We start from the raw sequence: 24,014 nt of genomic DNA, 5'->3' as shown, positions 1-24,014 counted from the left end.
CAATCCGATCCGCCTTCGACAGCCTCACCCCAAAGGCCTGCCGCAACTGCCTCGCAGCGGCCGGATACGACGCCTACGATCCAACCTGATCGGCAACAGCTCTAGGCCCTTAGGCCGACGGGGGCTTCGGCTCGACGGCGTACCGAAGCCACACCATCCCGCCTTCGAGCATCTCGGTGGACATGTGCCGGAGGGCCTGTCCGGCCCCCGGTAGCTCGTCCGGCTCGCCCTGGTACTCGAAGATGCTCTGCACGCCCGCAAGGCCATCCACGGCCAGATGGATGAGCACGCTGATCTCGTCGATCAGCCCGGCCTTGAGGAAGGAGCCGTTGACGGCCGCGCTGCCCTCCAGCAGCAGGGTCTCGACGCCGAAGGTCCCGCCCAGCGCGTCCATCACCTTGGCGAGGTCGCGGCCGTCCGGACCCGCGAACACGTAGGATACGCCGTCCTCGCGCAACCCGGCGAGGTAGGCGTCGGGCACTGCCTCAGACAGCACGGCGACGGCATGGTCCTCTTACAGGTGGTTCTGCCCGTAATGGACCTTGCCGTGCGGGTCGATGGCGACCGCGAGGTCTCGGTCCCCCCGGTCGCCGACGAACGGCTCGCGCGAGGAAATACCGGGCCCGGTGACCGTCCGGGCCTTGCCCTTCGAGATCTCCTGCATGGTGACGCGCCCGCAAATCCAGCCCTGGGCGCCGAACTTGGCGGAGACCTCGTCGTAGTGCTTGCGGAGCCGTCCGGCGTCGACGCCGGCAGCCGGCACGGTGAACCGGCTCGGATGCAGCTTGCCGTCGATGGACGTCACCATGTGGCAGATGATTCTCGGGCGCATCGGCCTGCCTCCTTCGCCTCGCCTCATGCCGCCTCCGGCATGCGGTCGAGGAGCTTGTCGAGGGTGATCGGGTAGTCGCGCACCCGGATGCCGGTGGCGTTGTAGACCGCGTTCGCGACCGCCGCGCCGACCCCGCAGATGCCGAGTTCGCCCACGCCCTTCGCCTTCATGGGCGAAGACATCGGGTCGACCTCGTCGACGAAGATGACTTCCTGGTGCGGGATGTCGGCGTGGACCGGCACCTCGTACCCGGCGAGGTCGTGGTTGGCGAAGAAGCCGCGCTTGGTGTCGACCGCGAGCTCCTCCATCAGCGCCGCCCCGGTCCCCATGACCATCCCGCCGATGACCTGGCTGCGAGCCGACTTCGGGTTCAGGATGCGCCCGGCCGCACAGACCGCCAGCATCCGGCGGACCCGGGTCTCGCCGGTGTAGGCGTCGACGCCGACCTCGACGAAATGCGCCCCGAAGGTCGATTGCTGCTGCTTCTTCGAGATGTCGCCGAACTCGATGGTGTCCTCGGCCGAAACCTCACCCTTGCTCGCCGCCTCGCCGAGCGGCACCGCGCGGTTGCCGGCCCGCACCTGCCCGTCGGCGAACACCGCATCGGCCGAGTTGATGCCGAGGCGCTGCGCCACCGCCTCGCGCAGCTTCACGCAGGCCGCGTAGACGCCGGCCGTCGACGAGTTGCCGCCGAACTGCCCGCCGGACCCGGACGAGACCGGGAAGGCGGAGTCGCCTAGGCGGACCACCACCTTGTCGAGCGGCAAGCCCATCATCTCGGCGGCGGTCTGGGCGATGATGGTGTAGCTGCCCGTGCCGATGTCGGTCATGTCGGTCTCGACCGTGACCGTGCTGTCGGCGGCCAGCCGCACCCGCGCGCCGGACTTCATCACCATGTTGTTGCGGAACGCCGCCGCCATGCCGATGCCGACGAGCCATTGCCCGTCGCGAACCTGGCCCGGCTTCGCGTTGCGCTTCGACCAGCCGAATTTTTCCGCGCCGAGCTTCAGGCAGCCGACGAGGTCCCGATGCGAGAACGGGCGCTTCGGGTCCTGCGGGTCGACCTGGGTGTCGTTGCGGATGCGGAACTCGACCGGGTCCATCCCGAGCTTTTCCGCCATCTCGTCCATGGCGACCTCCAGGACCATCAGGCCGGGGGCCTCGCCGGGCGCGCGCATGGCGTTGCCCTCAGGCAAGTCGAGATGGGCGAGCTTCATCGCGGTCAGCCGGTTGGCGCCGGCGTAGAGCAGCTTGGTCTGGCTCACCGCCGTTTCGGGGTCGCCGTCGGGCAGGTTTCCCGACGTGCTCTCGTGCGCGATGGCCGTGATCGTACCGTCCTTCGTCGCGCCGATGCGCACCCGCTGGATCGTGGCGGGCCGGTGCGTGGTGTTGTTCATGACGAGCGGACGGGTCAGTGCCACTTTCACGGGACGCTTGGCCGCCTTGGCCCCAAGCGCCGCCAGGACTGCGTCGGCGCGCACGAACAGCTTCCCGCCGAAACCGCCGCCGACGTAGGGGGAATCGAGGCGGACGTTCTCCTTCGGCACGCCGAGGATCTTGCCGAGGCTGCCATGGCCCCAGGCGATCATCTGGTTCGAGGTCCAGAGGGTGACCTTGTCGCCGTCCCACGCCGCGATGGTCGCGTGGGGCTCCATCATGGCGTGGCTCTCGTCGGCAGTGGAGTAGGTCTCGTCGAACCGGACCGGGGCTTGGGCGAAAGCGCCCTCGAAGTCACCGACCCGCTCCTCGCCGTTGCCGCCGCTGCCCTCGCCGCTGTCGCCCGGAACGGGCTTGGCGCCCTTGGCTTCGGCCGCGAGGTCGAACTTGCCGGCCGCGGGGGCGTAGTCGACCTGCACCAGAAAGGCCGCGGCCCGGGCCTGCTCGAAGGTCTCGGCCACCACGACCGCGATGGCCTGGTGGTAGTGCTGCACCTCGTCGCCGCCGAACAGGTAGGCGGCGTTCATCATGCCGCGCTCCATCCGCGGATGCTCAAGGGTCGTCACGATGGCGAGGACGCCGGGCGCCCTCTTTGCCGCCGCGGTGTCGATCCGGCGCACGCGCCCCTTAGCGATGCCGGCGCCGAGGACGTAGCCGTAGGCCTGGTTCGCCGCTACGTCGTGACGCTCGTAGGCGTAGGGCGCCGTGCCGGTGGTCTTGTACTTGCCGTCGATGCGGCTGGTCGGCTTGCCGACGACCTTGAGCTGGTCGATGGGGTTCTGGCCGGCGGGGGTGTCGAACTTCATGGCTCAGGCCCTCGCTTGGTTGAGCGCCGCGGCGAGCGTGCGCTCGGCGAGCTTCAGCTTGTAGGCGTTGTCCTCGGTCGGCTTGGCGCCAGCGAAGACCTTGTCGGTCACCGCCTTGGCGCCTCGCGGTAGGTCGGCTTCAGCAGCCTCGACCCGCCATGGCTTGTGGGCGACACCGCCAAAGGCGATGTGGCCGCTTCCGTCCTTGCCGAGGATGGCCGCCACCGAGACCAGCGCGTAGGCGTAGGAGGCCCGGTCGCGGACCTTGCGGTAGATGTGCGTGCCGGCGACCGGCTTCGGCAGCGTCACCGCCGTGATGAGCTCGCCGGGATTCAGGGTCGTGTCGATCTCGGGCCTGTCACTGGGAAGGCGATGAAAATCGGCGATGGCGATCTTCCGCTCGGCCCCCTTGGCGTCGACGGTCTCGACGGTGGCGTCGAGGACGCGCATGGCCACCGCCATGTCGCCCGGATGCGTGGCGATGCAGGCTTGGCTCGATCCGATGACGGCGAGCGACCGGCTCACACCGTCGAGCGCCGAGCAACCCGAGCCCGGCTGGCGTTTGTTGCAGGCCTGGGCGGTGTCGTAGAAGTACGGGCAGCGGGTCCGTTGCAGCAGGTTGCCGGCGGTCGTCGCCTTGTTGCGCAACTGGCCCGAGGCCCCCGCGAGCAGGGCCCGGCTGAGGACGCCGTAATCTTTGCGCACACGCGCGTCAGCGGCGAGGTCGGTGTTGCGCACCAGCGCGCCGATGCGCAGGCCGCCCTCCGGCGTCGCCTCGACCTTGTCCAGGTTCAGGCCGTTCACGTCGACGAGATGGGTCGGCGTCTCGATCTGCAGCTTCATCAGGTCGAGCAGGTTGGTGCCGCCAGCGATGAACTTGGCGTTCGGCGTGCGCGCGACCGCGGCGGCCGCCTCGGCGGGCGTGCCGGGACGCTCGTAGGTGAAGGACTTCATGCGGGCCTCCCGGCGACCTCGGTCATCGCTTCGACGATGTTGGAGTAGGCGCCGCAGCGGCAGATGTTGCCGCTCATGCGCTCGCGGATCTCGGCCTCGGTAACCTGCGTCGGCGCGGTGAGGTCGGCGGTGACGTGGCTCGGGATGCCGGCCTTGATCTCGGCGAGCACCGCCACGCCCGAGCAGATCTGGCCCGGCGTGCAGTAGCCGCACTGGTAGCCGTCGTGCTTCACGAACGCCGCCTGCATCGGGTGCAGGGCGTCGGGCTGGCCCAGCCCTTCGATGGTGGTGATCTCGCTGCCCTGGTGCATCACGGCGAGCGTTAGGCAGGCGTTGATGCGCCATCCGTCGACGATCATCGTGCAGGCGCCGCACTGGCCGTGGTCGCAGCCCTTCTTGGAGCCCGTCAGGTGCAGGTGCTCGCGCGCCGCGTCGAGCAGGCTGGTGCGGGTATCGAGCTCAAGCTCCCGGCGCTGCCCGTTCACGGTGAGCGATACCTTCGCCATCACGGGCTTATCCGTGCCGGCGGGGGCCGCGTCGGCGCGGGAGCCGGCTGGGGTGGCGGCCAAAGCCGCCGTGGCGGATGCTCCGACCATAAGGTCTCTCCGATTCAATGAGATGTCTCCGGGACGACCCATCGCGGCCTCCGAGCTTGCGGGGGATGACCGACCGAAGGCCGTACATCGTTCAGGGAATGCCCGGGCAACCCGGACAGCTTGGATAGGCTCCAAGGTACGGCGCTTGGCCGCAACGATTAGCCCTCGGTTTCCACATAAGCCTATGAGCGCAGCTTATGGATCGCCGAGCCCGCATGGTACGAGCAGCCGGCAATGGCAGGCTGATGCGTCCGGTCGGAGAGGGGTGATGGCGAGACAGGACATGACCGACCTGCTCTCCTTCGCCACGGTGGCGAGCGAGGGGAGCTTCACGCGAGCCGCCAAGCGCCTGGGCGTCACGCAGTCGGCGTTGAGCCACGCCATGAACGGGTTGGAGGCCCGCCTGGAGCTGCAGTTACTGAACCGCTCCACCCGTGCGGTCACGACGACCGAGGCCGGCGAACGCCTGCTGCGCACCGTGGGTCCGCAGTTCGAGCAGATCGAGGTCGAGCTCGCCGCCCTGACCGAGTTCCGCGACAAGCCCGCCGGCAACATCCGGATCACGGCGCCGGAGCTCGCGGCCGAGACGGTGCTGTGGCCGGCCCTGCGGCGGCTGCTGCCCGACTACCCCGAGATCCACGTCGAGGTGGTCTCCTCGGACGTGCGGACGAACATCGTGGCCGAGCGCTTCGACGCGGGGGTGCGCATCGGCGAGTACGTCGAGAAGGACATGGTCGCGGTCCGCATCGCCCCGCCCATGCGGATGGCGGTGGTCGGGACGCCGGGCTACCTCAAGGGCCGGCCCAAGCCCCGGAAGCCCGAGGACCTGGTCGGGCACCGCTGCATCAACCTGGCGCGCGTCTCCCGCGGCGACTTCTTCCCTTGGGAGTTCGAGCGGGCCGGCAAGGAGGTCAACGTCCAGGTCGGCGGCCAGCTTGCGTTCTCAAGCCTTTCACTGATCCGCAAGGCTGCCCTCGCCGGTCTCGGCCTAGGGTACCTCCCGGAGCAGGAAGTCCTGGCCGACGTGGCGGAAGGGCAGCTGGTGCGGGTCCTGGAGGCCTGGTGCGAGCCCTTCCCGAGCTACCACCTGTACTACCCCAGCCGACGCCAGCCCACCGCGGCATTCACGCTCCTCGTCGAGGCGCTGCGCTATAGGGGTTGACGCGCCCGCCGGCCGGCCGTCAGGGCATGGGATTACCCGTCAACCGCCCAGACCCACGGTCTGGCCGCCGTCGACGACCATGGCGTGACCGGTCGTGAAGGCCCCGCCGGCCGAGCTCAGCCACAGGACGGCGGACGCGATCTCCTCGGGCTTTCCGAGGCGTCCGATAGGCTCCTGCGCGATCATGCTGTCGTACCCGTCGGGCGCGCCCTCCGCCACGCGCCGGATCATGGCGGTGTCGATGATGCCGGGGCAGATGGCGTTCACCCGGATGTTCTTGCTGGCGTAGTCGATCGCGGCCGATTTCGTGAGGCCGATGATGCCGAACTTCGTGGCGGAGTAGGCGGCCTGCCCGGCGATGCCGACGATGCCGGCGCCGGACGACGTGTTGACGATGGAGCCGCCGCCCTGACGGAGCATGACCGGCACCAGGTGCTTCATGACGAGGAAGACGCCGCGCAGGTTGACCGCCACGATGCGGTCCCAGAACTCCTCGCTGACGTCGGCGATGGCGCCGTAGGGCTGCTCGATGCCGGCGTTGTTGAAGGCGACGTCGATGCGCCCGAACCGGGCGACCGCCTGCTCCACGGCCGCGCCGACCGCTGCGCCGTCGGTCACGTCGCACGGGATGGCCAGCGCCGAGCGTCTGGTCTCCTCGACCAGGCGTGCGGTTTCCCGAATGCCGTCCTCTTGCACGTCCAGGATCACGACGTCCGCGCCGGCCCTGGCGAAAGCGACGGCGGTCGCTTGGCCGATGCCGCTGGTCGCCCCGGTGACGAAGGCGACCTGGCCCTCGAAGTCGTAGGTCGGGTTCATCTCAAACCCTCAAGTCTGGTTGGGGGATTCCTGCCGTCCGGTGGAGGCCACCGGGGTCAGGGTTGCGGACGCGTCGCTAGGCGGGCGCCGCGGGCGGATAGAAGGGCCGCCGCGGCGCACCCGGTCAGGACGAAGGCGCTGAAGGCGAAGGTCACCCGATAGCCGGCGTGGTCGAACAGCAGGCCGCCGAAGGTCGCGCCGCCCGTGATGGCGAGTTGCACGACCGCGACCATCAGGCCGCCGCCCGCCTCCGCGTCATCCGGCAGGGCCTCGCTGACCCAGGTCCACCAGCCGACGGGCGCCGCCGTGCCGATCAGGCCCCACAGGGCCAGGAGGACGGCCACCACGGGAAGCGACGCCCCGAACCCGATCAGACCCACCGCCAGCAGGGCCATCGCCAGCGGCATGACGACCAGGGAGCCGTAGAGGCTCGTCTGCAGGATGCGGCCGATCACGGAGGTGCCCACCAGGCCCGAGACGCCGAGCACCAGCAGCAGGAGGGACAGGGTCGAGGTGTCCACCCCGGTCACCGTCTCCAGGAACGGCCGCAGGTAGGTGAACAGGGCAAACTGGCCGAGGAAGAACAGGGCTGCCGCGAGCATGCCCAACGGCACCCGCGGCCGGCTCAGCACCTTGAACGTGGCGAAGGCATCTGCCCGCGTCCGGTTCGGCATCGGCGGCAGGGTGAGGAACAGCCAGGCGAAGGTTACCGCGGCGACCGGCACGACGCTGAAGAAGGCTCCGCGCCAGCCGATGTATTGCCCGAGGAAGCTGCCGAGCGGCGCGGCGACCGTCGTGGCGAGCGCGTTGCCGCCGTTGAGGATGGCGAGGCCGCGCGGCACGTCCTCGCTCGGCACGAGGCGCATGACCGTCGCCGCCGACAGCGACCAGAACCCGCCGATGACCATGCCGACGAGGGCCCGGCCGCCCAGGAAGACCGCCGCGTTCGGCGCGGAGGCGACGGCCAGCCCCGAGACCAGCATCAGCACGGTCAACCCGAGCAGGAGCGACCGGCGGTCGAGCCGCGGGGTGGCCGGCGCGATGAACAGGCTGGTAAGAACCGCGAACAGACCCGAGACCGCGATGGCCTGCCCAGCCTGTCCCTCTGTGAGGTGCAGGTCCGATGCGATGGGCGTGAGCAGGCTGACCGGCATGAACTCGGACGCCACGAGGGTCGCGGCGCACAGGGACATGGCGAAGACCGCGCTCCACCCGTGTGCCCGCGAGGCACCCGCCTCGCCGATGGCGACCTCGTCGGCACAGACCTCGTTCGCGTTCATGGGCAAGCCGCCCCTCCCTGGTCGTTCGATGTCGGGATCGCGCGGCCGGCCAGCGCGAGTCGAGGTTTCAGGCGCCGTACTGGCCGTCGGTGACCTTCTCCATCCAAGTCACCGGTCTGCCGTTCAGCGCCTCCTAGATTGCGATGTGGCTCATCGCGGTGGTCGGGCCGGCGCCGTGCCAGTGCCTCTCGCCCGGCGGGAACCAGACCACGTCGCCGGGGTGGATCTCCTCGACGGGACCGCCCTCGCGCTGGACCCGGCCGCAGCCCGAGGTGACGATCAGCGTCTGGCCGAGCAGGTGCGTGTGCCAGGCCACGCGGGCGCCGGGCTCGAAGGTGACGAGGGCCCCGCCCGCGCGGGCCGGCTCGATCGGGCTGAACAGCGGGTCGACCCGGACGGTGCCGGTGAACCAGTCCTCCGGCCCCTTGCCCGAAGGCCGCGAGCCGGCGCGCATGATCTCCATGGCGATGATCCTTGGCAGCTTGGCAACCATGGCCGCGGACGGTGCCGCGGTCGTTCGAGGCGAGAGCTAGCGCCTGGAGGTCGGTCGCATTAGATGCGCGAAACGACATGAGGTTATGAGCAGAGCTTATGGATGCTGCGTGAGAGCCTGAACGACCTCACCGCCTTCGTGGCCGTGGCGCGGGCCGGAAGCTACACGAAGGCCGCCGCGCAACTCGGGGTCTCGCAGCCGGCGCTCAGCCAGACCGTACGTGGCCTTGAGGCGCGCCTCGGCGTCCGGCTGCTAGCCCGCACCACTCGCAGCGTGGCACCGACCGAGGCCGGGGAGCGGTTGCTCGACGCGGTCGGCCCCCGGCTCGATGCGGTCGAGAAAGGGCTCAAGGGCCTTGCCGAGATGCGGGGCAAGCCGGCCGGGACCGTGCGCATCACCGCCGATGAGCACGCGGCGCAGGCGGTGTTATGGCCGACCCTACGGCGCGTGCTGCCGGATCACCCCGAGATCAAGGTCGAGGTCTCGGTCGACTACGGCTTGACGGACATCGCCGCGGAGCGCTTCGACGCCGGCGTGCGCCTCGGCGGCATGGTCGCCAAGGACATGGAAGCCGTCCGCATCGGGCCGGACTTGCGGATGGCCGCGGTCGCGGCGCCGGCCTACCTCGCGGGCCGGACGCCGCCGGGACGTCCGGAGGATCTCACCGGCCACACCTGCATCAATCTGCGCCTGCCGACCCAGGGCGGTCTCTATGCCTGGGAGTTCGAGAAGGCCGGGCGCGAGGTCCGGGTCAGGGTCGAGGGCCAGCTGGTGTTCAACACGGTCTCGATGATCCGGGATGCGGCGCTGGCCGGCTTCGGCATCGCCCATCTGCCTCAGGACCAAGTGCAAACGCATCTCGACCGGGGCGAGCTCGTCCGGCTGCTCGCCGATTGGTGCCCGCCGTTTCCCGGTTACCACCTGTACTACCCGAGCCGTCGCCGACGATCGGCGGCGTTCGAGGTGCTGGTCGAGGCCCTGCGCCACCGGGACTGAGGCCGCAACCAGGCCGTCTGCGCTCACGCGGCGGTGAGAGGTCCTCGCCGGCCGAAGGGGCTCCTGTCCCAAAGCGCCACCAAAACTTCGTAGGCGGCCCGCAGACCGCTGTCGTGGGCGCCGTGGGCGGTTGTGAAGTCGTGCGGATGCGTTGCCTCACCCGCGAAGAACAGGCGGTCCTCGAAAAGTCGGGCCAGCCGTGCCCGTGCCTGGGATTGGCCCGGCAGGGCGCAGCTATACGCGCCGCCGATGGACGACATCCGGCTCCAGGAAGTCGCCGCGAGCGGGCGGACCGCCGACGCCACGTCGCTGCCGAACAGGCCGGTCAGCTCGGCCGACACGAACGCGAAGCCGGCGGCGGGACCTTCCTCCTCCAGGATGCGGGCACCGTCGCCGCCGAGGAACGCCTCGATGACCGGCCAGCCGTTGGGCCGGATCGAGTAGGCCGCCGACCTTGCGTCGCGCAGGTTTCCGTAGGCGTGGGAGTCCGCCTCGAACGCGGTATCACGCCCGATCTCAAGGAAGATTTTCTCGTTGCGGCCGAGCGGCAGGGCGGCGGCCGCCTCGCGCCAAGGTTCGGTCCCGGGGGGCAAGCGGATGGCCTCGCCTGCCAGGACCGCGGTCGAGACCGTGAGGATGACGGCCTTGGCGCGAAGGGTGCCGGCGCGCGTCGCGACGGCGATGCCGTCCGCCGTCAGGTCGATACGCTCGACCGGGGTGGCCAGGCGTAGCTCGGTCGAGGACGGCAGGCTGGCGGCCACCAGCGTGCCGTAGCCGAGCGGCAGGTTCCAGTTCTTGCCCGTCAAGGCATCGTCGTAGGCCAGGTAATCGGTCGCGGAGATCCGCTCGGGCGCCATGCCGCTCATGAAGCCGGCGATGGCCCGCACATAGGCGTTCCAGGCGCCACCTGCTTCCAGGGCGTCGCTGGCCCGGTCGCTGCCCGGGACGACGCTGCGGAGCCGCTCCTCCCAATCGCCGAACGCCGTCCGGGCCGCCTGCTCGTCGTCCTCGTTCCGGGCGATGCCGGGATGCGCCTGATTCCAAGGCGGATCGCTGCGGTCGACCGGGAAGCCTGATGCCTCGGCGATGCCAACCCAGGCGTTGCGGTCGCCCGAGTGCAGCCATTCGCAGCCCAGGTCGAGCGGATACCCACCGAAGTCCTGCGTGAAGGCGCGGCCTCCAAGGCGCGCCGACGCCTCAAGCAACAAAGTCGATGCGCCGTGGGCCGCGAGCCGCCGCGCCGCGCCTATCCCCGCGGCGCCTCCCCCCACGATGATGACGTCGTACTCGTTGTGCATGCGCCGAAGGTGAGATCGAGGATCGCGCGGGACAAGCGGCAGGGCTTGCTGGCGCGGCCTCGACCTTATCGGGGCTCGCAACCTGGCTGGAGCACGAAAGGCGTGGCCTGGGACGCCTGGCCGGATGGACTGGACCCTCCGGCTGTGTTCTTCATGTGTTCACGTCCGATCCATTGACCGCGCCTGCATGTCGTCGGTGACAGAGGAACCCCTCATTCCTGCCGGGACCATCGACCATCGGGTCGGACGAATCCCTACGGAATGGCATAGCTTGCCCTTGTGGGCTGCCGGCGGGCGGCCTTGAATGGCGCCCGGACAGGAAGGACCCGATGGCCGACTGGATGACCAGCGAGCAGCGTTATGCGTGGCAGATCCAGTTGGTCGCCAAGCTGCGGGCCCTGAGTGGATTCAGCGCGCGCGGCAGCGCTTGTCCAGAACCCCGAAAAACGGGTAGTTTTCTTTTTTTAACAGTAACTTAGATAGAATTTCTGTCTTGCCCCAGGGTTGGACCGGCCTGGCCGGTCTCTGCAGGAGAGAACGGATGAACAAGCGCACCCTTACCCTGGCCGCCGCGGCGCTGCTCGGTGGGTTGGCAATGAGTGCCGGGTCGGCATCGGCCGCTCCCCTGTTTGTCAACACGGTTCAGTCTGATCCGTCCCTCGTGAGCACCGTGCAGATGACGCGCATGGAGCGCCGGATGATGGAACGGCGCATGATGAAGCGTCGCATGATGGAGCGGCGGATGGATCGCCGTATGGATCGGCGTCGAATGATGGAGCGGCGGATGGACCGTCGTATGATGAACCGCATGTAAGCGAAGCAATTGAGGGCCCTAACCGGGGCCCTCAATTATTTAAAAACCTGCAAAATATCGCTTGTTGGTACCGTCTGGACCGTATATGTCGCAGGTCCCAGACGACAAAAAAGGCCGCCCCAACAAGGGAGCGGCCCGAAGTCTTGGGAGGAAACGCCCCGAAGGGCACGGGACCGCGACGCCATCGCGATCTCGCATGATCCAAAAGTAGATGCTGCTGCGTACAACGCAACCCATCCTTTGGGTGCACGACGTGCATGGGTGACGCTGGGCGTGCTGTGAGGTGCGCAAGCACACCATAGCTCGGGTGGCGCAGCTTCTTTCGAGCCTCTTCCGATCACCACTGAGCTGCAGTGACGCTGTAAGACGGGGAAGAGGGCTTTCCCAAGAACCGGTTCGTCGAGCACCTGCAGCTGCCGTTCCTGCCGCAGGCGAGTTACGTTTTGTCGGGCTCGGTGACCGGAGCCGCCGCAACACCGATCCCCGAACCTGCGTCGGCTCCAGTATGGACCGGCACACCGCCAGGCAGCATGTGAATCGGCTTCGAAGCATGACCCCGGCAAGATTGAAGCTAACACTTTCATCGATCAACAAAAATCGACACAGAGGTGGGGTCACGATCGGCGCCGATCGTGACCCCACCTCCAAGCAATTTTCAGCTGAAATTTCAACTCATTGAGCTGTATTTGGGAGGGGTGAACCTTCGACGCTTATTTACACTCAGACCGAAGCGCTCTCGGCAAACGTCTAGCAATCGCGGTTCGCGGACCGACGTCGGCGGCCCGAACCCGGATTCCGGCGTCCGCCACCACGGTCGGCTCAATGCGAAGTGCGGGGGGACCTGACTTGAGGCGGGTTCAGATGTTTGGAGTGCGCGATCCGTGCATGGGATGACGCAAACCGGGTGCCCTATTCCCCCGCCGGCCTGCGTCGCCGCCGTTTCGATGCCGCTATGCGCAAGATGCGGGACAAAGCCTCGACTGAGTAGGGTTTCTGCAGGAGCTCGAACCCGTGGTCGCTTTCCTGCGCGAGGACGTGGCTGTAACCGCTGGTCAGAACCACCGGCAGGCCGGAGTAGAGACGTCCGATCTCGCGTCCAAGCTCGACCCCGTTGGTGCCCGGCATGATCACGTCCGAGAACACCACGTCGTAGGTGTCGGGCTCGGCGGCGAGGGCCGCCAGGGCCTCGTCGGCGTTCCCGACCCAGTGCGTGCCGTAGCCGAGCTCCTGGAGGGTCTGGGTCGAGAAAGTGCCGACGTCCCGGTTGTCCTCGACCACCAGGACGCGGGCGCCCCGGCCGTCGACGACGGCGTCCTCGCCCACGGCCTCGTCGACCCTTATGGCGTCCGCGACGACGCGCGGGAGATAGAGCGCGAAGGTGGTCCCGTGCCCGACCTCGCTCTCGACCAGGACCTCGCCGCCCGATTGCTTGGCGAAGCCGAACACCTGGCTGAGGCCGAGGCCCGTGCCCTGCCCGACGCCCTTGGTCGTGAAGAACGGCTCAAAGATCCTGTCGATCAAGTCGGCCGGGATGCCTGCGCCCGAATCCGACAGCGCGATCCGGACGAAGTCGCCGACCAGTGCGGGATGCGAACGCAATGCGGGCAGGACGCTCACGGCGTCGACCGCGATGTCGAGCCGGCCCTCGCCGTCCATCGCGTCGCGGGCGTTGACCGCCATGTTCACCAGGGCGGTGTCGAACTGGCTCGGGTCGGCGCTGACGTGGCATGGCTCGTCGCCGACGTTGATCGACACCGCGATCCGGGCGCCGGTGAGGGTGCCGACCATCTCGCCGATGGCCCTCACGCTCCGGCCGACGTCGAACACCTCCGGCCGCAACGCCTGGCGCCGAGCGAAGGCAAGGAGCTGGCCCGTGAGCTTGGCCGCCCGGTCGACGGTGTCCGAGATCGCGCCGATGTACCGGCCCCGTCGTTCCTCGGAGAGGTCGGGGCGCTTGAGCAGGTCGGTCGACGACTTGATCACGGTCAGCAGGTTGTTGAAGTCGTGCGCGACGCCCCCGGTCAACTGCCCGACGGCCTCCAGCTTCTGCGACTGCCGCAGGGCCTCCTCGGCCTGGAGCAGGCTGGCGGCGCGCTCCTTCTCCTGGGTGACGTCGCGGGAGACGCAGTACAGCATCCCCTCGACCGGGACGGCCGTCCAGGACAGCGTGCGGTAGCCGCCGTCCCGCGCCCGGAGGCGGTTCTCGAAGGCGAGCGTCAGGCCGCCGGCGGCGAGCCGGGCGACCTCGGCGCGCGTCCTCTCGCGGTCGTCGGGGTGTTCGAGCCACTCGGACGTCTTCCCGATGATCTCTTGCCGCTCCCACCCCAGGATCGAATGCCAGGCCGGGTTGATGCTGACCCAGACACCGTTCGCGTCGGCGACGCCGAGCATGTCCTGGCTCACCTGCCAGATCCGGTCGCGCTCCTTGGTGCGCTCGGCGACCTGGGCTGCCAGGGTCTCGTTCAACGCCCGCAGAGCGCCCTGCGTGCGCACGCGCTCGACCGCGTCCCAGATCCGGGCCGCGACCTCCTCGACCAGCGAGACCTCATCCGCCGTCCAGGCCCGCGGTTCGCGCTGGTTCACGTAGACGACCGAGCGTAGGCGCCCCTCGTGGACCTGGGGGACGGCGACGATGGCGGCGATGCCGAAGGCGCCCATCCCCAGGCCGGCGGTGTCGGGATCGGCTTCGACGTCTGGATAGACCGATGTGCGGCCCGCCTTGAGATTGGCGATGTTGCCGGGTCCGAATGCGTCGAGCGGGTAGGTGTCGGCCAGCGTCGCGACGCCGTCGAAGTATTCGGTGCCCAGGGTGACCGACATTCCGTCGTCCCCGACGAAGCCGTAGCCGACCCGGCTGGCGCCGATGTGGCGCCCGAGGGCGTCGACCGCCGCCTGCATCCGGCCGCGCGGGCCGCCCTGTTCGCGCAACGTGTCGGTGAGGGCGAGAAGGAAGCGCTGCCGCGTCTCGGCCGCGTGCCGTTCCACGACCCGCATCTCAAGTTCGGCGTTCATCTCCCGTAGGCGTCGCTCATCGTGTCTACGGCCGGTGACGTCAGAGACCGTCAGGACGGCCCCCATGAGGTTGCCGCCCTCGAAGACGGGGGCGTTCGAGCAGACCACCTCGACCGACGTGCCATCCTGGCGGAAGAAGGTCGCGTCGCGCTGCCGGAGGGTCAATCCTTCCCGGATCGCTTCGACGAAACCGCACTCGGACGTGGGGAACGGGCGCCCGTCCGGATGATGGTGATGGGCGGCCTCGTGCAGGTCCTGCCCGACCAGGGTCCCGTCCCCCCACCCCAGTAGGGCGTGCGCAGTGCGGTTGGCGAAGGTGACGGTTCCGTCGAGGTCGAGCTGGAACACCGCCTCGCTGACGTGGTCCGTGACGGTTCGCAACAGGTCGGTCTGCCGCTGCAGCGCCTCCGCCGTCAAGCGCTGGCCGGTCCTATCCCGAAGGATCTTGAGGTAGCCGACATGCCCGCCGTCGTCGGCGTACAGCGGCATCATCTCGCCGAGCGTGAAGAACAGCGAGCCGTCCTTGCGCACGTGCCAGCGCTCGTCATTGCCGCGGCCTGTCTCGCGGGCGGCCTTTATCTCGCGCTCGGGGACGCCCGCGGCGACATCCTCCTCGGTGAAGAACACCCGGGCGGGCTTGCCGCACATCTCCGCCTCGGACCAGCCGAGGATCGCCTCGGCCCCGGCGCTCCAGCCCGTGACGAGGCCGTCGAGGTCCATGGTCACCATCGCGTAGTCGATGGCGCTGTCGAGGATCTGGCGATGCCGGGTGTCCGCCTCCCGAGCGCTGCGAAGGGCGTCATCGCGGGCGGCCATCGACCGACGCAGCTCCATCTGCGCCATGACCTGGCGGGCCAGCGCCTCAAGGGCCTCGGCCTGGTCCGGGGTCAGGCCTTCGGGGCGGGGCTTCCCGTCGATCACGCACAGTGTCCCGAGCGCGACGCCCTCCGGTGTCTCCAGGCGGGCGCCGGCATAGAACCGCAGGTGGGGCTCCCCGGTGATCAGGGTGTTGCCGCGGGTCCGCGGGTCGGTTGTCAGGTCCGGGATCACCAATAGGCCCGTTCGCGCGAGGGCGTGCGCGCAGACCGATTGCGACAGAGGGGTCTGGCAGGGGTCGAACCCCAGCCGGGCCTTGAACCACTGCCGGTCGCCGGCGACGAGGCTGACCAGGGCCACCGGTGTCGCGCAGATCCGCGAGGCGAGCAGGACGATATCGTCGAAGCCCCGCTCGGCCTGCGTGTCGAGGATGCCGTATCCGTCTAGGGCCGCTAGGCGTTCCGGATCGCGGGCGGCCTCCTCAGACGCGGTCATGGACGGCCTCAGCGTTCGCGGCCCCGCGATGGTTCCTGCCCGTCTCCCGCTCGATCAGGAGGCGCAGCGCCGTCCTGACGACCTCGCTGATTGAGGTGTACTCGCCCTTCGCGACCTGAGCCTCTACGTACGCGATCAGCGGTTCGGTCAAGGCGATATGTCGGGAGTGCTTGGCGGCCATCCGGTGGCGGTAGCAGCATGAGAGACCGGTGTCGCACCTGCAACACCCAGATCGCTCAGACGTGTCGTCGCATGCTTTGATCGCCGCCTCGGCGTCGGGTCGACCCCAGGGCGGCGATGGTCGACCGGTTCCGAGCCGCGCCCGCACCGATCCATCACCGGTGTCGACGCGCGTCCGGTGGTTCGGGCGTCAGCCCGCGTGTCAAACAGCGTTGAACATTGATTCTTCCGCAGGTTCGGTGCTGAGGTCTTTTTGAGGCGTTGATCCTCGGAGAGTCCGAGGGCTCCGGACGATGGCGATCTCGAATCCGTCGCTGCCCTCGGTTTCGGAAGGCGTGCATGTCGACGAGTTGGCGCTGGATGTCGGCACGCTGACGATCACGGCCAGGACGACGGCACCACGCGCGGTTTGATCCCGGCCGAAGGCGCGCTCGTGCTCGGCGACGACGCGACCGTCCTGCCGGATCTCGACGCGCTCGGCGTAGGCACGGACCTCGACCGGGCGGCCGATGGCAGAGGCCATGACCGAGTATCGGTTGTTGTCGAAGCGCACGAGGCAGGTCGTGGATACCGAAGCGCTGATGGCGTGGAAGCCGTCGAAGCGGCCGGCATAGGGAACGAGGGCTGCCCGCTCGACCTCGAACCGCTCCCAGACGGTGCGTTCGCGCTCCTCGGGATGAGGATGCGCCTTGGCGTAGGCGATCACCCCATCAAGCAGGAGCGCGTTCAACTCCTCGTAGCTCTTCACCCGGACGCGCGGGGTGAAGAAGCGCTCGCGCACCAGTCCGACCTAGTTCTCGACCTGCCCCTTCTCCCAGCCCGAGGCCGGCGTGCAGGCGACCGGATCAACGAGGTAGTGCGAGCACATCTGCAGGAAGCGGCGGTTGTAGGCGCGCTCGCGCCCGACGAAGATCGTCTCCACCGCGGTCTTCATGTTGTCGTAGATGCCGCGCTGGCAGGTGCCGCGGAAGAACGCGAACGCCCGGTCGTGGGCGTCGAACTCCATCTCCTGGCTCTCGCGCGGATAGGCCCGCACGAACAGCATGCGCGAGTGGCAGAGCCGGACGTGGGCGACCTTGACCGTGACGGTCGTGCCGCCGATCAGCACGATCTCGTGGCTCCAGTCGAACTGGTAGGCCTCGCCCGGGGCGAACGACAACGGCACGAAGGCTTGCGCAGTGAGCGAGGCGCGCTCGCGCTTCCAGGTCTTGGCATAGCGCCGAACGGCATCGTAGCCGCCCTCGTAGCCAAGCCCGCGGAGCGCCTCGTAGATCCGGATCAGCCTCAGTCGCTCGCGGGCAGACCTGCCGGCGTTGGTGGTCAGCATCCGATCGAGATCGTCGCGCCACGGCCCGAGCTTGGGCAGCGGCTGCACCTCACGCTCGTAGGCGAAGGCGGTGGCCCCCGATCGGATGACCTTCCGGACCGTGTTGCGGGAGACGTGCAGGTCGCGGACGATGTCCTTGATCGCGCGACCGCGGGTGAAGAACTCGCGCCGGATGCGCGCAATCGTGTCCACGCCCTTCATCCCCCTGCACCACCCTTCCGGCCGTACCGGAGAGCAGTCTGCGAGAACGAGGTTAGGGGGTCAGAATTGGACGCCGATCCCCCGCCTCACGGGGTCCAAGTTGCACGCCGAAACACACCTGGAAGATCGTCCGGCAGCCGGCAGCCGGCAGCCGGCGGCGCTGGTCGAGTTGCACGTCGAGGGTCTGCCCGACCGTAGAGACGGGGGCGTAGCCGATCAGGCGAGGGGGCGGGTTTTCGTACATAGTTTCGTTCATTAGTTATGCACACGCTAACCCATTGGCGAGGCAGGGTCGAGCGAAATGTGCAAAACTCTTCAGTTTTGCGTAAGACAGGGGTCAACGAACCCTTCGCCGCTCATAAATGTTAAGCCTGCATGAAGGTATGCTTTTCGACCGATGCCATCGTCGACGCCGAACAGGTCGGCAACGGTCGGCTGTCGTGGATGTGGGTATTTATCTGCGCCGAGAATGCCATGCTGCTCGCGCAGTCGGAACCGATTTTTCGCACCCGTCAGGCTGCCCTGCGGGTCGGCCACAATATCCAAGCTTATCAACGCATACGATTAGGCCGATTGCAAATCAATAAGGCTTCAACAGAAATTAACCGAGAGGTTGGGGCATTATAAGCGCCGATTGTGACCCAACCTCACAGCGGTATTTACTTATCTTGCGAGTTTGTTAAGCCCAAAAAGGACGGGATCATCCTTGGAGGTCAAGCCACAGCAGGCCTGGCAGGACGGATAAAATGGATCGTGAACGAGACTGCGATGCAGCCGAAGAGCTGATCGACGACGATCGTAAGCACCCTGGCGGCAGCGAGACGAAGGAACGGCCGGGCCAGGGCACGGACCAGCACGGCGGTGACGCGAGCGTCAAGGCATCGAAGAACTGACGCATTTCAAACATCAGCGTTTTTCGAGCCGGCGAGGCTTTACGCCCTATCTGAGCGCGTCCGAGAGAGTGTGAAGAGGGCCACTGATGGCAAAGACCTTCGTCTACGAGTTTGTGTTCGGCCTGCCCGAGGAGGAGCAGAGTCGGATACATACCGTTCGGTCGAACAATTGGCGCGATGCCGTCAAGGCGATCCAACGCTACAACGCAAAGGATGAAGTGATCGCTTTCCAACTCGCTGATCCGAAAACCTCCGGCCTGCGAGGTGCCAAGGCGGAGAAAGACGTGGTCGTGGAACATCCGACTATGCCGAACATCAGGAGCTTGGCATCGGAGTCAGATTAGGCCGATCCTGCGCCTCCAGTGTCCAGGCGACGGCCCGCTCGACGGGAGCCAATTCCAAATCGGGTCAACTGCGCTACCATGCTGATCGCGCGTCGGACGGAACGACCTGCCCAGCACAACCAGAGCGAGGCTGCCCATGTTCGATGAGTATGGTATTCCACGCGGCGCTGAGTGGGACGAAGCCGGGCTGCTGACGCTTCATCATTTCGTCTACTGCAGCCGAGCCTCCGACGGCGTCGACGAGGCAGAGGTCGGGCGCATCGTCGAGTCAGCGCAGCGTCACAATCTCGCGCGCGGCATCACCGGGGTGATGGTTTTTGGCAGCGGCGTCTTCTTTCAGTGGATTGAGGGACCGGCTGTTCCGATAGAGAAGCTAATCGCAAGCCTGTACCGCGATCCGCGCCATTACGATATCGTCTCACTGGATCAAAGCGAGGAAAAGCGCGAGCGTCTTTATCCAAATTGGGATATGGAAAGGGTTGAGGCAGATGATATTCGCATAGTACTTCAAGACGCGCTCGAAAGCTCTTCAAACAAGAAAAACAAAGAAACGCTGATGCGCATTCTTAAACAGATCGACTCGGGGCCGCTGCATTCGCTTGGGCGAAGTTGATCGGATCTACTGCCGACACTGAATCGGTGCGCCTCCGAGAAGGCCCCTCTTTGACATCGCGGTCGTTTGCGGGTTTGCTAGCCATTGGCATGGTCGCGCTGACGACCGAATGACCAACTGGGGGCTCAACCCTGGATCGTGGGAGGGGCTATGCTGGATTTTGGACCGTCCCACCATGAGTGGGCCGACTTTCTAACGGCCGAGATTGCTGAAGTTGCCGAAGCTCGGGAGGCTTACGCACGGCGGCGGTCCGCTCAAGAAGCGCGCGAGCGAACCATAGCTCTCAGTCGTGTCATCCAAGACCAAATCATCCCACGCTTGATGCTGCTGGAACGGTCGGAGGTCCCATCAAAGCCCGGCACCCTGCCCAAGCTCGACACGGAGGTGGTCGCGGAATTCACCGACCTCGTTCTCGAGCAGGATGTCGCCGCCCTCGTCGCTGCGTTCAAGGCCTTGATGGAGAAGGGCTACTCGGTCGACGATCTGTTTCTCGACCTGCTTGCGCCCTCCGCGGCTTTGCTGGGACGCCTATGGGACGAAGATCTGTGCGACTTCATTGAAGTGACTGCAGGCCTCGCCCGATTGCAGTTCCTCCTGTCCATGTTCCGCACGGACGGGAATATCGCGCCGTATGACGACAAGCGCCGCGTTCTCCTGATGGGAGCGCCCGGCGAGCAGCACACGTTCGGCATGGCGATCGTCGACCAGTTCCTGCGCAAGGCCGGATGGAATGTCGTGAGCGGCCTCGCTTGCAGCGCCCAACAGATTGCCGAACTGGTCGGCTCGGAATGGTTTGGCGTTGTGGGTCTGACCCTTAGCTGTGAGACGCACCTCGATCAGTTGGCTGCCTCGATCCGTGCCGTGCGGCGAGCCTCGCGCAACCCCTCGATCGGTGTCATGGTCGGTGGGCCGGTTTTCCTAGAGCATCCGGAGTTCGTCAGGCAGGTCGGAGCAGACGCGTCGGCCGTTGATGCGCCGACGGCCGTCTTGCTGGCTCAGCGACTGCTATCCTACACGCAGGCCGCTCGTCCTTGAGAGCAGTCTGTCGCATCCCCTCCTTGCGCCGATCTCGGCATCCGCCCAGGCCGGTGCGCCGAGGTAGTGGCAGACCATAGGACCATCCCGCAGCTGGACCGCGCGCCGTCCCATTGCAGCGCCGGACACGGGCCCGCGTCGCCATCCCCGATGAACGCCCGCGCGATCCCGCAGGGCTCGGTCGCGCAACAATAGGTGCAGCCGTTGCAAAGCAGTCCGAGCGCCGGCTTCACTGGCAGCCCCGCGCCTGTCTTGCCATCGACCAGCAGAAGGGGTTTCATAACCCGGGCTTCACTTCCTCACGGGCTTTGCGATATGAATCGGCGTGACCATTCGGCGCCGATTCCTACCGTAAGTGTCTACAATCGCTGATCATCAGCGTTCAAGACCCCATGCTGATCAACACTCGGTGACATCCAAGGCGACGTCCGCCAGCCGGAACGGCATCCCGTCGTCTCCATAGAACGGCTTGCCGCGGAGCTTGAACCACCGGACCTCGCCCACAGGGGGCACGATGCGGTACTCGATGTCGTAGTCGCCGTGCCCCGCGATGCAGGCGGCGACGGCCTTGTCCCGCCGCGCACGGTCATCCACGTGGATCATGGCCTCGTAAGTCGTGCGGCTCAATGGATTGCCCGGGTCGAGCCCAAGGGCGACCTTGAAGGTCTCAGACGCCACGAAGCGCAAGTCGGCAAGGTCCAGGCTGCACGAACCAAGTCGTCCGGCCTCCAGCACGAAGCGCAGGCTCTCCTCGCTCTCCGACAGGTCGCGGGTCCGTCGTTCAACCTCCCGCTCCAACGCCTTGCGGTTGGTTTCCAAATGATCGAGCCGCGCCTTCTCAGACGTGGCGTCGAACTGCGAGGCCACGAAGAAAGCGAGGTCGTCGCCCTGGAACACCGGGGAGACGAACAGCCTGTTCCAGAACACCCCGCCATTCTTCCGGCGGTTCAGGAGCTGGACCTCGACCGGCACGCGCTCGTCAATCACGACCCGTAGCGCCCGACCTCGTCGCGGTCGGTATCCGACTCCTGGAGGAAGCGGCAGTTCCGCCTGAGGGTCTCGTCCCGAGTATAGCCGGTGAGCGGGCAGAACGCCTCGTTGGCGAAGACGATGGGATTGTGGTGATGGAGCGGGTCGGTGATCACCATCGCCATCTGAGAGGCGCGCACCGCGGCGGCGAAGGGGTCCGCTCCGTCGACCGTGCGGGCCAGTTCCGTGACGATCCGGTCGAGCTCGCGATGCATGCCGAGGCCCTGGATGCCGAGCGAAGTCTCGATGGCGTGGGCGCAGGATGCCTCGTACTCGCACGTCGACGGCGGCCCCCGCGCCAGGGGAGCTTCCATGTCGGCGGTCATCCGATCTCCGGCGGCGCACCGCCCGGGATGCCCAGCGGTTCGTTCGAGGGCGGCATCTCGTCAGGTCCGAAGTCGGGCACGCCGCGCGGTTCGGGAAACGGGCTCTGATCGGGATTGGGCGGATGCGCCGGCGACGGGTCGGGGAACGTCGGGTTCGGCCGCTCGGGAAAACTCGGGTTCGCCATTGGGGGATTCCTGTTCGCTGGTGGCAAGGAAACCGACGCGCGGTCGCGTCAGCCCATGAAATGCCAGGCCGCCTCGGACCGGGGCCGACCGTCATCGGCCACCCCATCGGGGCGCAGGCCGACCTCGTCGATCCGGGCCTTCTCGGAGTGGTCGAGGGCGAGGTCCCGCTCCTTCGCGGCGGCGGCGTGCTCCCCTTTTTCGAGATTCTTGGCCGAATGCCGGTAATGGGCGGCGGCCCGGTCATGCTGGTGCGCGGCTTCCTCGCACGCCCGTGCCATCTTGCTTGTAGCCATGGCCGCTCTCCTGGAGGGGGTGTTCGGAAGCCGCGTCAGCCCGCCGTCAGCCTCGGACCTCGGTCTGCGCCATGTCGCGGTCCCAAGTAGTCCTGGCGGCCTCGCGGGCGGCGCGTGCGGCGTTCGCGGTGGCCGTGGCGGCCCTCACGATGGACGCGCGCGCCTCGGATGCCGCCTGGCGCATCGCCGCCATGTTGGAGCTGATCGAGGTCGCGACGGCCTCCTGAGACTTTCGGACCGCCAGTCGCGTCGCCTCGACGGACTTCCGTGCCGAATCCGCGGCCCTGCGCATCGAGGCATTCGCCGCGCCCCCCGCCGCCCGGTTGGCGTCGGCGATCTTGGCCTCGGCACGGTTGGCTGCTGCCGCGGCGTCGGTGACGAACTTCCCGATCATGTCGGCGGATTGCTTCGGCGCGCCCTTCACCGCCGTCTTCGATGCCTGCATCGCGAGCCGGGCCGCCTCGAGGGCCGCACCGGCGGCCTCGTTCGCCTCGCGGCCGGCTTCCCGCATCGTCGCCGCGGCATCCGTGGCGGGCGCCATCGGCGCTTGCGCCATGGCCGTGGTCATCGTCGTCAGGACGAGGAAGGTCGCCGTCAGGGCCGTCATCGTACGCATGGTGGGATCCAATCGTGTCTTGGGATGGGAGGCAGGGCGAGCCTGCCGATGGGTTCGAGCTCAATCGACATGAGGGGGCTTGGAGGCGGCGCCCCAATAGGCGTCCGCCTTCGCCGTCTGCAGTGCGAATGGCTCCGCCCTCACGAACCGGCCCTCGACGATGCGGGCGGCCTGGTCCATGGCATCCTTGTTCGTGTCGAGGACAAGGATGTTCAGGTTTGGCGAGACGTTGAACCGGTCCTACGGGACCGCGACGTGGCGCTCCCCGAGGCCGAAGACGCCGCCGCGGGCGACAACGAGGTAAGCGATCCCGCCGCCATCCGCCCCCATGACGATGTCGTCGACGCTGCCAAGCGCCACGTTGCCCGGCGTGCGTACCTCGCTCCCGAGCAGGTCGTCCGAGCGGAAGGCGGCGGTCCGGCCTACGACTGGCCGCGCCAAGGAAAGCTCCTGCTTGCGGAAGCCCAGGGCATTCGCGACCCGGAGGTCACAACCCTGCATGCCGGTCTTGTTCTGGTTGTAGCTGGCCTGGATCTGGACGAGCACGTCCTCGCACGGCTGCTGCATGCCGTGACGCGCCAGGATGTCGGCGGCGGAGAGGAGCACCCGGACCTCGTATCCGGGGCGGGCGTTCGCGTACCCCATCATCGCGGAGGCGGCGCCCATCGCCATGCCGTTGTTCCCGGCCATGCCGCMGAACCAGTAGCCGCCGAGCGGATAGCCGTAGCCCGACCCGCCGAGCCAGTAGCCGTCCTTCTCCATCCGGGCGTCGAACGCCTTGAGGTGGTCGAGGCATGCCTGCGCCGGCTTGGCCTCCGTCTCCGCCATGGGTCCAGCCTTCGGCTCCTCGGCTGCCCGGAGCGGGGCCATAAGGGAGAGCGAAAGGACCGCCCAGAGACCGATGGATCTGGCAGGCTGTTGCATGATCGGTTTCCGGGATGGCGGGCACCCAAAGGCTGTGCGCCCCGTCCACCCCTCCTGTCTGACCGCTCCGCCGCCTCGGGACTTTGTCCTGGATCAAGGCCGACCCAGGTCGGTCCGTGCTTCCTTCCGGCCATCGATCCTGAGGATCAAGGACAGAGCGCCGACATGAACGTGGCCAGTATCATGGTCTCCGTGGACCTCGGCCCCGCCGCGGCGGACCGCATCCAACTCGCGGCCTCC

The 24,014-nt window shown here is 67.5% G+C and carries 24 protein-coding genes and 2 pseudogenes; 8 read left to right on the top strand and 18 right to left on the bottom strand.

Going from position 1 to position 24,014, the window contains the following annotated elements; translation table 11 throughout:
- Window positions 1–109: 109 nt before the first annotated feature.
- The 5 genes from ASG52_RS28355 to paoA are packed head-to-tail and all read right to left on the bottom strand — an operon-like array spanning window position 110 to window position 4,625.
- Window positions 110–496 carry a dihydrofolate reductase family protein gene (locus tag ASG52_RS28355; protein ID WP_286159037.1) on the bottom strand — a complete coding sequence of 129 codons (387 nt, stop codon included), beginning with the start codon at window positions 494–496 and terminating at the stop codon, window positions 110–112.
- A gap of 18 nt (window positions 497–514) precedes the next feature.
- Entirely contained in the window at window positions 515–832 is a 318-nt protein-coding gene (locus tag ASG52_RS28350) for a hypothetical protein (RefSeq protein ID WP_286159036.1), read from the bottom strand.
- 23 nt (window positions 833–855) lie between these two features.
- Window positions 856–3,075, bottom strand: coding sequence for an aldehyde oxidoreductase molybdenum-binding subunit PaoC (gene paoC / locus ASG52_RS13135; RefSeq protein ID WP_056243660.1), 2,220 nt, complete (start codon window positions 3,073–3,075; stop codon window positions 856–858).
- A gap of 3 nt (window positions 3,076–3,078) precedes the next feature.
- On the bottom strand, window positions 3,079–4,029 hold the full coding sequence (locus ASG52_RS13130; protein WP_056243658.1) for an FAD binding domain-containing protein: 951 nt from the start codon (window positions 4,027–4,029) through the stop codon (window positions 3,079–3,081).
- Window positions 4,026–4,625, bottom strand: coding sequence for an aldehyde dehydrogenase iron-sulfur subunit PaoA (gene paoA, locus ASG52_RS13125; protein WP_056243655.1), 600 nt, complete (start codon window positions 4,623–4,625; stop codon window positions 4,026–4,028). The genes ASG52_RS13130 and paoA overlap by 4 nt, the downstream gene beginning before the upstream one ends.
- A 268-nt stretch (window positions 4,626–4,893) precedes the next feature.
- Between paoA and ASG52_RS13120 the strand changes: the two genes are divergently transcribed.
- The gene (locus tag ASG52_RS13120) at window positions 4,894–5,787 is read left to right on the top strand and encodes a LysR family transcriptional regulator (protein ID WP_056243652.1); all 894 of its coding nucleotides are present in this window, start codon (window positions 4,894–4,896) and stop codon (window positions 5,785–5,787) included.
- Between the two features lie 39 nt (window positions 5,788–5,826).
- Here ASG52_RS13120 and ASG52_RS13115 read toward each other — a convergent pair whose 3' ends face one another.
- The 3 genes and pseudogenes from ASG52_RS13115 to ASG52_RS13105 form a co-directional block, all read right to left on the bottom strand.
- Window positions 5,827–6,603, bottom strand: a complete 777-nt coding sequence (locus ASG52_RS13115; protein WP_056243649.1) for a glucose 1-dehydrogenase — start codon at window positions 6,601–6,603, stop codon at window positions 5,827–5,829.
- A gap of 56 nt (window positions 6,604–6,659) precedes the next feature.
- Complete coding sequence (locus tag ASG52_RS13110; RefSeq protein WP_056243647.1) at window positions 6,660–7,883, bottom strand: MFS transporter; 1,224 nt, start codon at window positions 7,881–7,883, stop codon at window positions 6,660–6,662.
- Window positions 7,884–8,019: 136 nt separating this feature from the next.
- Window positions 8,020–8,346 (bottom strand): annotated as a pseudogene (locus ASG52_RS13105) ((R)-mandelonitrile lyase); the annotation flags it as partial.
- A 132-nt stretch (window positions 8,347–8,478) separates the two neighbouring features.
- Between ASG52_RS13105 and ASG52_RS13100 the strand changes: the two are divergent.
- Window positions 8,479–9,372: a LysR family transcriptional regulator gene (locus ASG52_RS13100; protein WP_056243644.1), complete on the top strand. Its 894-nt coding sequence runs from the start codon at window positions 8,479–8,481 to the stop codon at window positions 9,370–9,372.
- A gap of 23 nt (window positions 9,373–9,395) precedes the next feature.
- Here ASG52_RS13100 and ASG52_RS13095 read toward each other — a convergent pair whose 3' ends face one another.
- Window positions 9,396–10,670, bottom strand: a complete 1,275-nt coding sequence (locus tag ASG52_RS13095) for a flavin monoamine oxidase family protein (RefSeq protein WP_056243641.1) — start codon at window positions 10,668–10,670, stop codon at window positions 9,396–9,398.
- 329 nt (window positions 10,671–10,999) lie between these two features.
- On the opposite strand from ASG52_RS13095, the gene ASG52_RS27185 reads away from it, so the two are divergent.
- Together ASG52_RS27185 and ASG52_RS13090 are read left to right on the top strand one after the other, a co-directional pair.
- Entirely contained in the window at window positions 11,000–11,149 is a 150-nt protein-coding gene (locus ASG52_RS27185) for a hypothetical protein (protein WP_156383946.1), read from the top strand.
- 62 nt (window positions 11,150–11,211) lie between these two features.
- Window positions 11,212–11,484 (top strand): hypothetical protein, encoded by a 273-nt coding sequence (locus ASG52_RS13090; protein WP_056243639.1) that lies wholly within the window; start codon window positions 11,212–11,214, stop codon window positions 11,482–11,484.
- 909 nt (window positions 11,485–12,393) lie between these two features.
- On the opposite strand, the gene ASG52_RS13085 is transcribed toward ASG52_RS13090, so the two are convergent.
- The 4 genes and pseudogenes from ASG52_RS13085 to ASG52_RS27180 form a co-directional block, all read right to left on the bottom strand.
- Entirely contained in the window at window positions 12,394–15,807 is a 3,414-nt protein-coding gene (locus ASG52_RS13085) for a PAS domain S-box protein (RefSeq protein ID WP_056243636.1), read from the bottom strand.
- Complete coding sequence (locus ASG52_RS13080) at window positions 15,794–15,958, bottom strand: ribbon-helix-helix domain-containing protein (protein ID WP_286159035.1); 165 nt, start codon at window positions 15,956–15,958, stop codon at window positions 15,794–15,796. Before ASG52_RS13080 ends, ASG52_RS13085 begins: the two co-directional genes overlap by 14 nt.
- Before the next feature lie 435 nt (window positions 15,959–16,393).
- Window positions 16,394–17,515, bottom strand: a pseudogene (gene istA / locus ASG52_RS13075) (IS21 family transposase); the annotation flags it as partial.
- A 315-nt stretch (window positions 17,516–17,830) separates the two neighbouring features.
- Window positions 17,831–18,052: a hypothetical protein gene (locus ASG52_RS27180; RefSeq protein WP_156383945.1), complete on the bottom strand. Its 222-nt coding sequence runs from the start codon at window positions 18,050–18,052 to the stop codon at window positions 17,831–17,833.
- 209 nt (window positions 18,053–18,261) lie between these two features.
- Here ASG52_RS27180 and ASG52_RS27175 point away from each other — a divergent pair, with 209 nt between their 5' ends.
- The 4 genes from ASG52_RS27175 to ASG52_RS13055 all read left to right on the top strand — a co-directional run bounded on the left by ASG52_RS27175 (window position 18,262) and on the right by ASG52_RS13055 (window position 20,400).
- Window positions 18,262–18,408 carry a hypothetical protein gene (locus tag ASG52_RS27175; protein WP_156383944.1) on the top strand — a complete coding sequence of 49 codons (147 nt, stop codon included), beginning with the start codon at window positions 18,262–18,264 and terminating at the stop codon, window positions 18,406–18,408.
- Between the two features lie 86 nt (window positions 18,409–18,494).
- The gene (locus ASG52_RS13065) at window positions 18,495–18,752 is read left to right on the top strand and encodes a hypothetical protein (protein ID WP_056243628.1); all 258 of its coding nucleotides are present in this window, start codon (window positions 18,495–18,497) and stop codon (window positions 18,750–18,752) included.
- A gap of 136 nt (window positions 18,753–18,888) precedes the next feature.
- Entirely contained in the window at window positions 18,889–19,365 is a 477-nt protein-coding gene (locus ASG52_RS13060) for a BLUF domain-containing protein (protein WP_056243626.1), read from the top strand.
- 150 nt (window positions 19,366–19,515) lie between these two features.
- Window positions 19,516–20,400 carry a cobalamin B12-binding domain-containing protein gene (locus ASG52_RS13055; protein ID WP_056243623.1) on the top strand — a complete coding sequence of 295 codons (885 nt, stop codon included), beginning with the start codon at window positions 19,516–19,518 and terminating at the stop codon, window positions 20,398–20,400.
- 399 nt (window positions 20,401–20,799) lie between these two features.
- Here the strand turns inward: ASG52_RS13055 and ASG52_RS27685 are convergent, their stop codons facing one another.
- From ASG52_RS27685 to ASG52_RS13025, 5 genes are all read right to left on the bottom strand, one after another.
- Entirely contained in the window at window positions 20,800–21,387 is a 588-nt protein-coding gene (locus tag ASG52_RS27685; RefSeq protein ID WP_056243622.1) for a PAS domain-containing protein, read from the bottom strand.
- Entirely contained in the window at window positions 21,384–21,755 is a 372-nt protein-coding gene (locus tag ASG52_RS27680; protein ID WP_056243620.1) for a PAS domain-containing protein, read from the bottom strand. Before ASG52_RS27680 ends, ASG52_RS27685 begins: the two co-directional genes overlap by 4 nt.
- A gap of 233 nt (window positions 21,756–21,988) precedes the next feature.
- Complete coding sequence (locus tag ASG52_RS13035; RefSeq protein WP_156383942.1) at window positions 21,989–22,234, bottom strand: hypothetical protein; 246 nt, start codon at window positions 22,232–22,234, stop codon at window positions 21,989–21,991.
- Between the two features lie 46 nt (window positions 22,235–22,280).
- Window positions 22,281–22,850 carry a hypothetical protein gene (locus ASG52_RS13030; protein ID WP_156383941.1) on the bottom strand — a complete coding sequence of 190 codons (570 nt, stop codon included), beginning with the start codon at window positions 22,848–22,850 and terminating at the stop codon, window positions 22,281–22,283.
- 240 nt (window positions 22,851–23,090) lie between these two features.
- Window positions 23,091–23,678, bottom strand: a complete 588-nt coding sequence (locus tag ASG52_RS13025; RefSeq protein ID WP_056243613.1) for a PRC-barrel domain-containing protein — start codon at window positions 23,676–23,678, stop codon at window positions 23,091–23,093.
- Window positions 23,679–24,014: the final 336 nt, after the last annotated feature.

The organism is Methylobacterium sp. Leaf456 (assembly GCF_001425465.1).
In the GTDB taxonomy this organism is placed as follows: domain Bacteria; phylum Pseudomonadota; class Alphaproteobacteria; order Rhizobiales; family Beijerinckiaceae; genus Methylobacterium.
Note: the sequence above shows the minus strand (reverse complement) of the source record. Positions and strands in the feature narration are given on the sequence as shown.